Source organism: Citrobacter sp. RHBSTW-00599 (assembly GCF_013784065.1).
GTDB classification, from domain to species: domain Bacteria; phylum Pseudomonadota; class Gammaproteobacteria; order Enterobacterales; family Enterobacteriaceae; genus Citrobacter; species Citrobacter braakii.
This window is the reverse complement of the sequence record NZ_CP056717.1, coordinates 424,152-436,397: the sequence shown is the minus strand read 5'-3', so window position 1 is coordinate 436,397 and position 12,246 is coordinate 424,152. Positions and strand designations below refer to the sequence as shown.

At 51.2% G+C, this 12,246-nt stretch carries 9 protein-coding genes, 3 tRNA genes and 4 rRNA genes; 3 read left to right on the top strand and 13 right to left on the bottom strand.

Going from position 1 to position 12,246, the window contains the following annotated elements; all coding sequences use genetic code 11:
* On the top strand, window positions 1–1,104 hold the full coding sequence (locus HV243_RS02135; RefSeq protein WP_053390157.1) for an amino acid ABC transporter permease: 1,104 nt from the start codon (window positions 1–3) through the stop codon (window positions 1,102–1,104).
* A gap of 7 nt (window positions 1,105–1,111) precedes the next feature.
* Complete coding sequence (locus HV243_RS02130; protein WP_047359099.1) at window positions 1,112–1,870, top strand: amino acid ABC transporter ATP-binding protein; 759 nt, start codon at window positions 1,112–1,114, stop codon at window positions 1,868–1,870.
* An 85-nt stretch (window positions 1,871–1,955) separates the two neighbouring features.
* On the opposite strand, the gene rrf (HV243_RS02125) is transcribed toward HV243_RS02130, so the two are convergent.
* From rrf (HV243_RS02125) to HV243_RS02095, 7 genes are all read right to left on the bottom strand, one after another.
* A 5S ribosomal RNA gene (rrf, locus tag HV243_RS02125) occupies window positions 1,956–2,071 on the bottom strand.
* 38 nt (window positions 2,072–2,109) lie between these two features.
* Window positions 2,110–2,185: transfer RNA gene (locus HV243_RS02120), tRNA-Thr, on the bottom strand.
* Window positions 2,186–2,199: 14 nt separating this feature from the next.
* Window positions 2,200–2,315: ribosomal RNA gene (rrf, locus tag HV243_RS02115) — 5S ribosomal RNA — on the bottom strand.
* A 98-nt stretch (window positions 2,316–2,413) separates the two neighbouring features.
* Window positions 2,414–5,320 (bottom strand): 23S ribosomal RNA (locus HV243_RS02110).
* Window positions 5,321–5,528: 208 nt separating this feature from the next.
* Window positions 5,529–5,604: transfer RNA gene (locus HV243_RS02105), tRNA-Ala, on the bottom strand.
* Between the two features lie 108 nt (window positions 5,605–5,712).
* A tRNA-Ile gene (locus HV243_RS02100) sits at window positions 5,713–5,789 on the bottom strand.
* Window positions 5,790–5,860: 71 nt separating this feature from the next.
* Window positions 5,861–7,402 (bottom strand): 16S ribosomal RNA (locus HV243_RS02095).
* The 16S, 23S and 5S rRNA genes sit together here with 3 tRNA genes alongside, the layout of an rRNA operon.
* A gap of 469 nt (window positions 7,403–7,871) precedes the next feature.
* Here HV243_RS02095 and HV243_RS02090 point away from each other — a divergent pair.
* Window positions 7,872–8,426 carry a gamma carbonic anhydrase family protein gene (locus tag HV243_RS02090; protein ID WP_016154733.1) on the top strand — a complete coding sequence of 185 codons (555 nt, stop codon included), beginning with the start codon at window positions 7,872–7,874 and terminating at the stop codon, window positions 8,424–8,426.
* Here HV243_RS02090 and HV243_RS02085 read toward each other — a convergent pair.
* From HV243_RS02085 to dprA, 6 genes are read right to left on the bottom strand one after another with little or no spacing between them, the layout of a single operon-like run.
* Entirely contained in the window at window positions 8,402–8,659 is a 258-nt protein-coding gene (locus tag HV243_RS02085; protein ID WP_019078185.1) for a DUF1488 domain-containing protein, read from the bottom strand. The two genes, HV243_RS02090 and HV243_RS02085, sit on opposite strands and share 25 nt — an antisense overlap.
* Window positions 8,656–9,477: a shikimate dehydrogenase gene (gene aroE, locus HV243_RS02080; RefSeq protein ID WP_053388934.1), complete on the bottom strand. Its 822-nt coding sequence runs from the start codon at window positions 9,475–9,477 to the stop codon at window positions 8,656–8,658. The genes HV243_RS02085 and aroE overlap by 4 nt, the downstream gene beginning before the upstream one ends.
* Window position 9,478: 1 nt before the next feature.
* Window positions 9,479–10,051 carry an L-threonylcarbamoyladenylate synthase type 1 TsaC gene (tsaC, locus tag HV243_RS02075; RefSeq protein ID WP_019078184.1) on the bottom strand — a complete coding sequence of 191 codons (573 nt, stop codon included), beginning with the start codon at window positions 10,049–10,051 and terminating at the stop codon, window positions 9,479–9,481.
* Between the two features lie 4 nt (window positions 10,052–10,055).
* Window positions 10,056–10,598, bottom strand: coding sequence for a type I DNA topoisomerase (locus tag HV243_RS02070; RefSeq protein WP_016154737.1), 543 nt, complete (start codon window positions 10,596–10,598; stop codon window positions 10,056–10,058).
* 26 nt (window positions 10,599–10,624) lie between these two features.
* Window positions 10,625–11,098, bottom strand: coding sequence for a DUF494 family protein Smg (gene smg / locus HV243_RS02065; protein ID WP_003031162.1), 474 nt, complete (start codon window positions 11,096–11,098; stop codon window positions 10,625–10,627).
* Window positions 11,070–12,194, bottom strand: coding sequence for a DNA-protecting protein DprA (gene dprA, locus HV243_RS02060; RefSeq protein ID WP_019078182.1), 1,125 nt, complete (start codon window positions 12,192–12,194; stop codon window positions 11,070–11,072). Before dprA ends, smg begins: the two co-directional genes overlap by 29 nt.
* Window positions 12,195–12,246: the final 52 nt, after the last annotated feature.

Here is a 12,246-nt window from a genome sequence, read left to right as displayed (position 1 = left end):
ATGACAAAAGCACTGCTGTCTCACCCCTCGCGTCAGAACAGTAACCCGGCAAGCCGCAGTCTACTCTGGGTGCGTAAAAACCTGTTCTCCAGTTGGTCAAATAGCCTGCTCACGCTGCTGTGCATTTGGCTGATTTGGTCATTTCTTCCGCCACTGCTGAACTGGGTATTCTTTCAGGCCAACTGGGTCGGTTCAACCCGCGCAGACTGCACCAAAGCAGGGGCTTGCTGGGTGTTCATTCATGAACGCTTTGGGCAATTCATGTATGGACTTTATCCCCACGATCAGCGCTGGCGCGTAAATCTGGCCCTGATCATTGGCCTGGCCTCTATCGTCCCTATGTTCTGGAAATCTATGCCTCACCGTGGCCGCTATATCGCCGTCTGGGCCGTCGTTTATCCCGTGGTGGTCTGGTGGTTGATGTACGGTGGTTTTTTCGGACTTGAGCGCGTAGAAACCCGACAGTGGGGCGGATTAACACTGACGCTTATCATTGCATCCGTGGGGATTGCGGGCGCGCTTCCGTGGGGTATTTTACTGGCGCTTGGACGTCGGTCTCATATGCCAGTCGTGCGGATTTTATCCGTCATTTTCATTGAGTTCTGGCGCGGTGTGCCGTTGATTACCGTCCTTTTTATGTCCTCGGTCATGCTTCCTCTGTTTATGTCCGAAGGGACCAGTATCGACAAACTTATCCGGGCGCTGGTCGGCGTGATTCTTTTCCAGTCGGCGTATGTCGCAGAAGTGGTTCGCGGAGGGTTACAGGCCCTACCAAAAGGTCAGTATGAAGCCGCTGAATCACTGGCGTTAGGGTACTGGAAAACGCAAGGGCTGGTCATTCTTCCGCAAGCCCTCAAGCTGGTTATTCCGGGTCTGGTTAACACGATTATCGCCCTGTTTAAGGATACCAGTCTGGTCATCATCATCGGCCTGTTTGATCTCTTCAGTAGCGTGCAGCAGGCAACTGTGGACCCTGCATGGTTGGGTATGTCGACGGAAGGATATGTTTTCGCTGCACTGATTTACTGGATCTTCTGTTTTAGCATGTCGCGTTACAGCCAACATCTGGAAAAACGTTTTAACACCGGGCGTACACCGCACTGAGGAATTTATGAGCCAATTATTAATGCCGTCTACCGACGCGATGATTACGCTGGAAAACGTCAACAAATGGTACGGACAGTTTCACGTCTTGAAAAACATCAACCTGAAGGTAAAGCAGGGAGAACGCATCGTATTATGCGGACCTTCCGGTTCGGGTAAATCGACAACTATCCGCTGTATCAACCATCTGGAAGAGCATCAGCAAGGACGTATTGTGGTGGATGGGATCGAACTCAATGAAGATATCCGCAATATTGAGCGCGTCAGACAAGAAGTTGGCATGGTCTTTCAGCACTTTAATCTCTTTCCTCATTTGACGGTCCTGCAAAACTGCACGCTGGCACCGATCTGGGTGCAAAAGATGCCAAAAAAAGAGGCTGAAGCTCTGGCAATGCACTACCTTGAGCGAGTTCGCATTGCTGAACATGCGTATAAGTATCCTGGGCAAATCTCTGGTGGGCAGCAACAGCGCGTGGCCATTGCACGCTCACTGTGCATGAAACCCAAAATCATGTTATTCGATGAACCCACATCAGCGTTGGATCCTGAAATGGTAAAAGAAGTGCTTGATACCATGATAGGTCTGGCACAATCAGGCATGACCATGCTGTGTGTTACCCATGAAATGGGCTTTGCCCGTACAGTGGCCGACCGGGTGATCTTTATGGATCTTGGCGAGATTGTTGAACAGGCAGCACCGGATGAGTTTTTTGCTCACCCCAAATCTGAACGCACGCGTGCGTTTTTGTCGCAGGTTATCCATTAAAGCCATGCGCCGGATACAGCACTGGCGTTTAACAGATAAAGCAAAAGGCCCAGTCGAAAGACTGGGCCTTTTGTTTTTATTTGATGTCTGGCAGTTCCCTACTCTCGCATGGGGAGACCCCACACTACCATCGGCGCTACGGCGTTTCACTTCTGAGTTCGGCATGGGGTCAGGTGGGACCACCGCGCTACAGCCGCCAGACAAATTCTTTTCTAAGTGCCAAACTTTAACCGAAAAACTGGTGCTGATACCCAGAGTCGAACTGGGGACCTCACCCTTACCAAGGGTGCGCTCTACCAACTGAGCCATATCAGCACACTAAATTTGATGCCTGGCAGTTCCCTACTCTCGCATGGGGAGACCCCACACTACCATCGGCGCTACGGCGTTTCACTTCTGAGTTCGGCATGGGGTCAGGTGGGACCACCGCGCTACAGCCGCCAGGCAAATTCTGTTTATCAACACACCTCTCGGGTCTGTCAATGTAATCTGTAATCAAGCTGAATTTCGATGTCTCATCCGCCAAAACATCTTCGGCGTTGTAAGGTTAAGCCTCACGGTTCATTAGTATCGGTTAGCTCAACGTATCGCTACGCTTACACACCCGACCTATCAACGTCGTCGTCTTCAACGTTCCTTCAGGACCCTTAAAGGGTCAGGGAGAACTCATCTCGGGGCAAGTTTCGTGCTTAGATGCTTTCAGCACTTATCTCTTCCGCATTTAGCTACCGGGCAATGCCATTGGCATGACAACCCGAACACCAGTGATGCGTCCACTCCGGTCCTCTCGTACTAGGAGCAGCCCCCCTCAATTCTCCAGCGCCCACGGCAGATAGGGACCGAACTGTCTCACGACGTTCTAAACCCAGCTCGCGTACCACTTTAAATGGCGAACAGCCATACCCTTGGGACCTACTTCAGCCCCAGGATGTGATGAGCCGACATCGAGGTGCCAAACACCGCCGTCGATATGAACTCTTGGGCGGTATCAGCCTGTTATCCCCGGAGTACCTTTTATCCGTTGAGCGATGGCCCTTCCATTCAGAACCACCGGATCACTAAGACCTGCTTTCGCACCTGCTCGAGCCGTCACTCTCGCAGTCAAGCTAGCTTATGCCTTTGCACTAACCTCCTGATGTCCGACCAGGATTAGCTAACCTTCGTGCTCCTCCGTTACTCTTTAGGAGGAGACCGCCCCAGTCAAACTACCCACCAGACACTGTCCGCAACCCGGATCACGGGTCTACGTTAGAACACCAGCCATTAAAGGGTGGTATTTCAAGGTTGGCTCCATGCAGACTGGCGTCCACACTTCAAAGCCTCCCACCTATCCTACACATCAAGGACCAGTGTTCAGTGTCAAGCTATAGTAAAGGTTCACGGGGTCTTTCCGTCTTGCCGCGGGTACACTGCATCTTCACAGCGAGTTCAATTTCACTGAGTCTCGGGTGGAGACAGCCTGGCCATCATTACGCCATTCGTGCAGGTCGGAACTTACCCGACAAGGAATTTCGCTACCTTAGGACCGTTATAGTTACGGCCGCCGTTTACCGGGGCTTCGATCAAGAGCTTCTCCTTACGGATAACCCCATCAATTAACCTTCCGGCACCGGGCAGGCGTCACACCGTATACGTCCACTTTCGTGTTTGCACAGTGCTGTGTTTTTAATAAACAGTTGCAGCCAGCTGGTATCTTCGACTGATTTCAGCTCCATGAGTAAATCACTTCACCTACATATCAGCGTGCCTTCTCCCGAAGTTACGGCACCATTTTGCCTAGTTCCTTCACCCGAGTTCTCTCAAGCGCCTTGGTATTCTCTACCTGACCACCTGTGTCGGTTTGGGGTACGATTTTGTGTTACCTGATGCTTAGAGGCTTTTCCTGGAAGCAGGGCATTTGTTACTTCAGCACCGTAGTGCCTCGTCATCACACCTCAGCGTTAACAAGACTCCGGATTTACCTGGAATCTCCGCCTACATGCTTAAACCGGGACAACCGTCGCCCGGCTAACATAGCCTTCTCCGTCCCCCCCTCGCAGTAACACCAAGTACAGGAATATTAACCTGTTTCCCATCGACTACGCCTTTCGGCCTCGCCTTAGGGGTCGACTCACCCTGCCCCGATTAACGTTGGACAGGAACCCTTGGTCTTCCGGCGTGCGGGTTTTTCACCCGCATTATCGTTACTTATGTCAGCATTCGCACTTCTGATACCTCCAGCATGCCTCACAGCACACCTTCAACGGCTTACAGAACGCTCCCCTACCCAACAACACATAGTGTCGCTGCCGCAGCTTCGGTGCATGGTTTAGCCCCGTTACATCTTCCGCGCAGGCCGACTCGACCAGTGAGCTATTACGCTTTCTTTAAATGATGGCTGCTTCTAAGCCAACATCCTGGCTGTCTGTGCCTTCCCACATCGTTTCCCACTTAACCATGACTTTGGGACCTTAGCTGGCGGTCTGGGTTGTTTCCCTCTTCACGACGGACGTTAGCACCCGCCGTGTGTCTCCCGTGATAACATTCTTCGGTATTCGCAGTTTGCATCGGGTTGGTAAGTCGGGATGACCCCCTAGCCGAAACAGTGCTCTACCCCCGAAGATGAGTTCACGAGGCGCTACCTAAATAGCTTTCGGGGAGAACCAGCTATCTCCCGGTTTGATTGGCCTTTCACCCCCAGCCACAAGTCATCCGCTAATTTTTCAACATTAGTCGGTTCGGTCCTCCAGTTAGTGTTACCCAACCTTCAACCTGCCCATGGCTAGATCACCGGGTTTCGGGTCTATACCCTGCAACTTAACGCCCAGTTAAGACTCGGTTTCCCTTCGGCTCCCCTATTCGGTTAACCTTGCTACAGAATATAAGTCGCTGACCCATTATACAAAAGGTACGCAGTCACCCCATAAAGAGGCTCCCACTGCTTGTACGTACACGGTTTCAGGTTCTTTTTCACTCCCCTCGCCGGGGTTCTTTTCGCCTTTCCCTCACGGTACTGGTTCACTATCGGTCAGTCAGGAGTATTTAGCCTTGGAGGATGGTCCCCCCATATTCAGACAGGATACCACGTGTCCCGCCCTACTCTTCGAGTTCACAACACATGCACTTTTGTGTACGGGGCTATCACCCTGTATCGCCGGACTTTCCAGACCGTTCCACTACCACACATGCTGATTCAGACTCTGGGCTGCTCCCCGTTCGCTCGCCGCTACTGGGGGAATCTCGGTTGATTTCTTTTCCTCGGGGTACTTAGATGTTTCAGTTCCCCCGGTTCGCTTCATTACGCTATGTATTCACGTAATGATAGTGTGACGAATCACACTGGGTTTCCCCATTCGGAAATCGCCGGTTATAACGGTTCATATCACCTTACCGACGCTTATCGCAGATTAGCACGTCCTTCATCGCCTCTGACTGCCAGGGCATCCACCGTGTACGCTTAGTCGCTTAACCTCACAACCCGAAGATGTTTCGTAAAACACTTCAGTGTTGCGAAAATTTGAGAGACTCGAACACACCGCTTTTCATTTCTTGTTTACGGAGAAATGAAACAGTGTGTCGTTTCAATTTTCAGCTTGATCCAGATTTTTAAAGAGCAAAACTTCGCAGTGAACCTTTTCAGGTACACTCTGAAGTTTTCTTGTTTTTTTGCAGTAAGGGATGGTGGAGCTATGCGGGATCGAACCGCAGACCTCCTGCGTGCAAGGCAGGCGCTCTCCCAGCTGAGCTATAACCCCATCGTAAATGCTAATCTCTGTACCCTAATTCGTTTCCGGGCAAGGCGCGGTGGTGCGAAGCATACTGAAGTATGCGAGCATCGCCGTAACACAGCACGGAGGCGAATTTGGTAGGCCTGAGTGGACTTGAACCACCGACCTCACCCTTATCAGGGGTGCGCTCTAACCACCTGAGCTACAAGCCTGCAGAGATTTTCTTACTGCTAATTTTCATCAGACAATCTGTGTGAGCACTACAAAGAACGTTTCTTTAAGGTAAGGAGGTGATCCAACCGCAGGTTCCCCTACGGTTACCTTGTTACGACTTCACCCCAGTCATGAATCACAAAGTGGTAAGCGCCCTCCCGAAGGTTAAGCTACCTACTTCTTTTGCAACCCACTCCCATGGTGTGACGGGCGGTGTGTACAAGGCCCGGGAACGTATTCACCGTGGCATTCTGATCCACGATTACTAGCGATTCCGACTTCATGGAGTCGAGTTGCAGACTCCAATCCGGACTACGACATACTTTATGAGGTCCGCTTGCTCTCGCGAGGTCGCTTCTCTTTGTATATGCCATTGTAGCACGTGTGTAGCCCTACTCGTAAGGGCCATGATGACTTGACGTCATCCCCACCTTCCTCCAGTTTATCACTGGCAGTCTCCTTTGAGTTCCCGGCCGGACCGCTGGCAACAAAGGATAAGGGTTGCGCTCGTTGCGGGACTTAACCCAACATTTCACAACACGAGCTGACGACAGCCATGCAGCACCTGTCTCACGGTTCCCGAAGGCACCAAGGCATCTCTGCCAAGTTCCGTGGATGTCAAGAGTAGGTAAGGTTCTTCGCGTTGCATCGAATTAAACCACATGCTCCACCGCTTGTGCGGGCCCCCGTCAATTCATTTGAGTTTTAACCTTGCGGCCGTACTCCCCAGGCGGTCGACTTAACGCGTTAGCTCCGGAAGCCACGCCTCAAGGGCACAACCTCCAAGTCGACATCGTTTACGGCGTGGACTACCAGGGTATCTAATCCTGTTTGCTCCCCACGCTTTCGCACCTGAGCGTCAGTCTTTGTCCAGGGGGCCGCCTTCGCCACCGGTATTCCTCCAGATCTCTACGCATTTCACCGCTACACCTGGAATTCTACCCCCCTCTACAAGACTCTAGCCTGCCAGTTTCGGATGCAGTTCCCAGGTTGAGCCCGGGGATTTCACATCCGACTTGACAGACCGCCTGCGTGCGCTTTACGCCCAGTAATTCCGATTAACGCTTGCACCCTCCGTATTACCGCGGCTGCTGGCACGGAGTTAGCCGGTGCTTCTTCTGCGAGTAACGTCAATTGCTGCGGTTATTAACCACAACACCTTCCTCCTCGCTGAAAGTACTTTACAACCCGAAGGCCTTCTTCATACACGCGGCATGGCTGCATCAGGCTTGCGCCCATTGTGCAATATTCCCCACTGCTGCCTCCCGTAGGAGTCTGGACCGTGTCTCAGTTCCAGTGTGGCTGGTCATCCTCTCAGACCAGCTAGGGATCGTCGCCTAGGTGAGCCGTTACCCCACCTACTAGCTAATCCCATCTGGGCACATCCGATGGCAAGAGGCCCGAAGGTCCCCCTCTTTGGTCTTGCGACGTTATGCGGTATTAGCTACCGTTTCCAGTAGTTATCCCCCTCCATCGGGCAGTTTCCCAGACATTACTCACCCGTCCGCCACTCGTCACCCAAGGAGCAAGCTCCTCTGTGCTACCGTTCGACTTGCATGTGTTAGGCCTGCCGCCAGCGTTCAATCTGAGCCATGATCAAACTCTTCAATTTAAGTTTGATGCTCGTGAATTAAACTTCGTAATGAATTACGTGTTCACTCAGAGACTTGGTATTCATTTTTCGTCTTGCGACGTTAAGAATCCGTATCTTCGAGTGCCCACACAGATTGTCTGATAAATTGTTAAAGAGCAGTTGCGACGCGCTTTAGCGCTCTGTCGCGAGGTGGCGTATATTACGCTTTCCTCTTTCAGAGTCAACCCTCATTTTCAGGTTTTTCTCTTCAACCGAACCGGCTGTTTGCGTGAAGTGATTCACATCCGCCGTGTCGATGGAGGCGCATTATAGGGATCCCATTTTTTAGCACAAGTATTTTTTGGATCTTTTTTGCTGAGTGCTTGTTTTTCACCCCTTTCGCTATATTCCTGCACAATTTGGCTGATTTTTGATAGCTAAATCACTTGCACAGTCTCGATAATCCAACCAAAGTCTTCATTACTGCTCTATTTTTGTTGAGGTAAACATGTCTGATGTATTACGTCCTTATAAGGATCTTTTCCCACAGATCGGAAAACGCGTGATGATCGACACCAGTAGCGTCGTCATTGGTGATACTCGTTTGGCTGATGACGTCGGGATTTGGCCGTTGGTTGCGATTCGTGGCGACGTCAACTATGTACAAATCGGCGCCCGTACAAACATTCAGGACGGCAGCGTTCTCCATGTCACACATAAATCCACATCTAATCCGCAAGGTAATCCATTGATCGTGGGTGAGGATGTGACGGTCGGTCATAAAGTCATGCTACACGGCTGCATCGTTGGCAACCGCGTATTGGTCGGTATGGGATCAATTTTATTGGACGGCGTAGTGGTAGAAGACGACGTTATGATTGGGGCAGGAAGCCTGGTGCCGCAAAACAAACGCCTGGAGAGTGGATATCTGTACCTGGGTAGCCCGGTTAAACAGATCCGGCCATTAAGTGACGAAGAGAAAGCAGGCTTAAAATACTCTGCTAACAACTACGTTAAATGGAAAGATGAGTATTTAAATCAGAGTAACCAAACCCAACCCTGAGAGTCTTCCTGCTGGTCCTGGATCAATGCTTCGGCCTCTTCTTCCAGGTCCCAGCGATGCTGTTGAAAGATTTCCAGCCATTGTTCAGGCGTGCAGCCGCCAAAGCGGGACGCCAACGTCTCCCCTGATATAGCGCATGTTAACTGCATACCATGGACCAACGCAGGGAAAACAACGGCGCTAATATCCGTCAGCCATTCTTCTCGATCGGGAAACTGGATCGCCTGATTCATGCCGACATTTCCTGTTGCATGCTTTTGATGACGGGCTCAATCTGTGGCAATACACCATGCCAGAGTAAAACGGCGTGCGCTGCTTGTCCCACCAGCATCCCCAGACCATCGGCATACTGTTTCGCCCCATGTTCAGCACACCAGGAAAGGAACGGTGTATTCCCTTGCTGATAAAACATGTCATAGCAATAGACAGAGGAGTGAATAAGCGATGTCGGAATGGCTGGTACCTCACCGCTAATTCCGCTAGATGTCGCATTAATAATTAAATCAAAACTGTAATTATCAAGATCGTCCATTCCCACCGCCTGCACGCTGCCGGTATGGGAGAAGATTTGTGCCAGTTCTTCTGCGCGCGAAGCAGTACGGTTAACGATGGTTACCGCACAATCCAGAGAAAGAAGAGGTAATAAAACCCCCCGGGATGCGCCACCGGCACCAATCAACAGAACTCGCGATCCGGGGCGAATGAAAGATAAACGTTCAAGATCGCTTAATAAGCCGATACCATCCGTGTTATCTCCCAGTAAACGCCCATCCTCAAGTCGTTTAAGAGTATTGACCGCTCCAGCAAGCGATGCCCGCTCCGTTAATTCATCGGCACGCGCAAACGCCTCTTCCTTAAAAGGCACAGTGACATTTGCCCCCTTCCCGCCTTCAGCAAAAAAGGCATTCAGCGTATTCACAAAATCATTGATAGGTGCCAGTACACGTCCATAGGAATGATCAATTTTCAACTGCTCTGCAAATTGCTGATGAATAAAGGGCGATTTACTGTGCGCTATCGGATTACCAAAAACAGCATAGGCTTCTTTCATATTACCCCTGTCGAAACTGTTCACCGGTCAGAGCATCACGGATCTCCGAAGGATTCAAACGCCCTCCGGTCTCCCCTTCAACTACGGGAAAGTCTGTACCAAACTGCGCGCGGACTTCCTCTACCGTTCTGCAAGGCGGTAAGCCACTCAAATTAGCACTGGTGGAGACTAACGGTTTGCCATAAGCCTGGCACAATGCAACCACCAGCGGATGATCGGTGACTCGCACGGCCAGCGAGTCAAAACGACCGGTCAACCAACGAGGCGTAGTCGCGGGCGCAGGGAAAACGAAGGTGACAGGACCAGGCCAGCGAGCGAACACAGCCTCACGTTGAGCATCTGAAAGCGTGCTATCGTCAATATAGGGCTTGAGCTGGTCAAAATTTGCCGCAATCAAAATTAAGCCTTTATCGACTGGGCGTTGTTTTAGCGCCAACAGACGGGTAACAGCCGTTTCGCTGTCGGGATCGCAGCCGACACCAAATACAGCTTCTGTTGGATAGGCGATGACTTTTTCTTGTTTCAGAACCGCTATCGCAGCAGCGATAGGGCCTGTGGGCAGGTTATTATTCACTTTTTTATTCCGCCGAGAACGGCTTTCCACATTGTTTACTGGCACAGAAATGCTTCACACCCTGCGCGGTTTTCTTTTCGATGAGTAGCGGATAATGGCACTCAGGACACTCTCCGGCTAACGGTTTGAAATTAATGACAAACTGGCACTCCGGATAGCGATCGCAGGAGTAAAACGTTTTGCCATAACGGGAACGCCGCTGGACCAGGTGGCCAGTCTGGCATTGAGGACAGACTATTGCTGTTTCATCTGGCTTGTCGATAAGTTCGGTGTGTTCACACGTTGGATAATCGCTGCATCCAATAAACATCCCGAATCTTCCCTGTCTCAGCACCAGCTCGGCGCCACATGCAGGACAAAGCTTACCCTCCAGAACTTTGACAATATGTCCGTCCGCGGAAGATTTCAACGGACGGATGTAATCGCATTCTGGATAGTGTGAACAACCGAGAAACGGACCGTGCTTCCCGGAACGAATAACCAGTTCAGCCCCGCATTGTGGGCAGGGCTCGTTTTTACGCACCGTAAACAGTGCTGATTTAGCCATAACAACTCATACTGAATAAAGATTGATTAATGCAGCATACCTTCATTCACTTCAAAGAGTAATTCTTCCATTTGCTGATAGGCATTTTCACAACCTGGAATATTGAAAAGCACCATCAGGATCACCCACTTCAGGTCTTCCAGATCGAACTCTGCCGTATCCAGCGCGAGTACGCGCTCAATGACCATTTCTCGTGTTTCGAGGTTTAGCACCTGAATCTGTTCCAGGAATAGCAGGAACCCTCTACAGCTTGCATCCAGTCGATCGCACTCTTCTGCGGTATAAATACGTATAGAAAGAGGATCAGATGCCAGCTGCATAGGTTCGGCAAGACCATCCTGATAATCAGCAAGCTTTTCCAGCCAAAGTAACGCGTTGTAGATGTCTTCACGATCAAAACCAGCGTCGGTAAGATCCCGTTCCAGTTTGTCCTGATCCACACGCAGCTCAGCTTCGTTATGGATATATGTCTCAAACAAATACATTAGTACGTCGAACATGGCATGCCCTCCTCAATCGGACATAGCCGCCGGGTACAGCTGCGATCCATCCTGCTAACTCCAGTTCGAGCAGTTGAGCCACTACCTCTGGCACAGGTTGGCCGGCACGTTCAGCGACGACGTCAACAGGTGTTACCTCATCTCCTACGTTAGCCAGGAGCTCCGGAAATGGCAATGCCACCTCTTCGTGATCTGGCGAATAAATTGATTTTTCAGGTTCATCTGGCAACCATTGCAGCCCATATTGCAAATTTTCCAGAATTTCTTCTGGGGCCGTCACAAGCGTGGCTCCCTGCTGAATAAGCCAATGTGGACCTTCACTTCCCGGACTCCCAATCGGTCCAGGCAACGCAAAAACCTCCCGCCCTTGTTCCAGTGCGCAACGCGCAGTGACCAGTGACCCGCTACGCTGAGCAGCTTCTACAACCAGGACTCCTTTACTTAGACCACTAATAATGCGATTTCGTCGGGGAAAATTGCGCGGCAAAGGAAGCGTATCTAATGGGAACTCAGACACCAGTGCGCCTCCAGCCTCAATCAGTCGTTTAGCCAGACGGACATGCTGTCGTGGATGAATGGTCTCAAGCCCATTTCCCAGCACCGCAATACTCGTGCCCTCTCGGTTTATCGCAGCATTGTGCGCCACACCATCAATCCCCCGGGCCAGGCCGCTGGTGATCGTCACGCCGCATGCTGCAAGCTTTTCACAAAACAGCCGCCCCCAGCGTTCGCCATACCAGGAGTGCTGTCGGCTACCGACGACGGCAACCTGAAACGAGCTAAGGCATATGGGATTTCCTGCCACAAAAAGCACCCCAGGATAATCCTCAATTGCACGGAGCTGTGCCGGATAATGCTCGCTGTCGGCAACCACAAAATGATGGTTGGGCTGTTCAAGCCAGCGCAGCGTTTTTTCCAGCGTCTGATCTGGAAAGGTTAAAAAGCGCCGGGCCTGGCGGGGAGAGAGTCCAGCATGATGAAGTACCACGTTGTTAATACACGGCTGAGTATTGAGCCAGTGGGCAACGCGCACCATCTCATCACCATACAGTTCATTCACTTGTGCTAAACGTAGCCAAATCTCGATTTTGGTCATCCCTGTTCCCCTGCCACAAGCAGTCCTGGCAATCTTTGCGATTGGTCACTGA

Excerpts from the sequence above, each read along its gene's own strand:
- HV243_RS02070 (WP_016154737.1), bottom strand. The coding sequence starts at position 10,598 with ATGGCTAAATCAGCACTGTTTACGGTGCGTAAAAACGAGCCCTGCCCA.
- HV243_RS02130 (WP_047359099.1), top strand. The coding sequence starts at position 1,112 with ATGAGCCAATTATTAATGCCGTCTACCGACGCGATGATTACGCTGGAA.
- dprA (WP_019078182.1), bottom strand. The coding sequence starts at position 12,194 with ATGACCAAAATCGAGATTTGGCTACGTTTAGCACAAGTGAATGAACTG.
- HV243_RS02090 (WP_016154733.1), top strand. The coding sequence starts at position 7,872 with ATGTCTGATGTATTACGTCCTTATAAGGATCTTTTCCCACAGATCGGA.
- HV243_RS02135 (WP_053390157.1), top strand. The coding sequence starts at position 1 with ATGACAAAAGCACTGCTGTCTCACCCCTCGCGTCAGAACAGTAACCCG.
- aroE (WP_053388934.1), bottom strand. The coding sequence starts at position 9,477 with ATGAAAGAAGCCTATGCTGTTTTTGGTAATCCGATAGCGCACAGTAAA.
- HV243_RS02085 (WP_019078185.1), bottom strand. The coding sequence starts at position 8,659 with ATGAATCAGGCGATCCAGTTTCCCGATCGAGAAGAATGGCTGACGGAT.
- smg (WP_003031162.1), bottom strand. The coding sequence starts at position 11,098 with ATGTTCGACGTACTAATGTATTTGTTTGAGACATATATCCATAACGAA.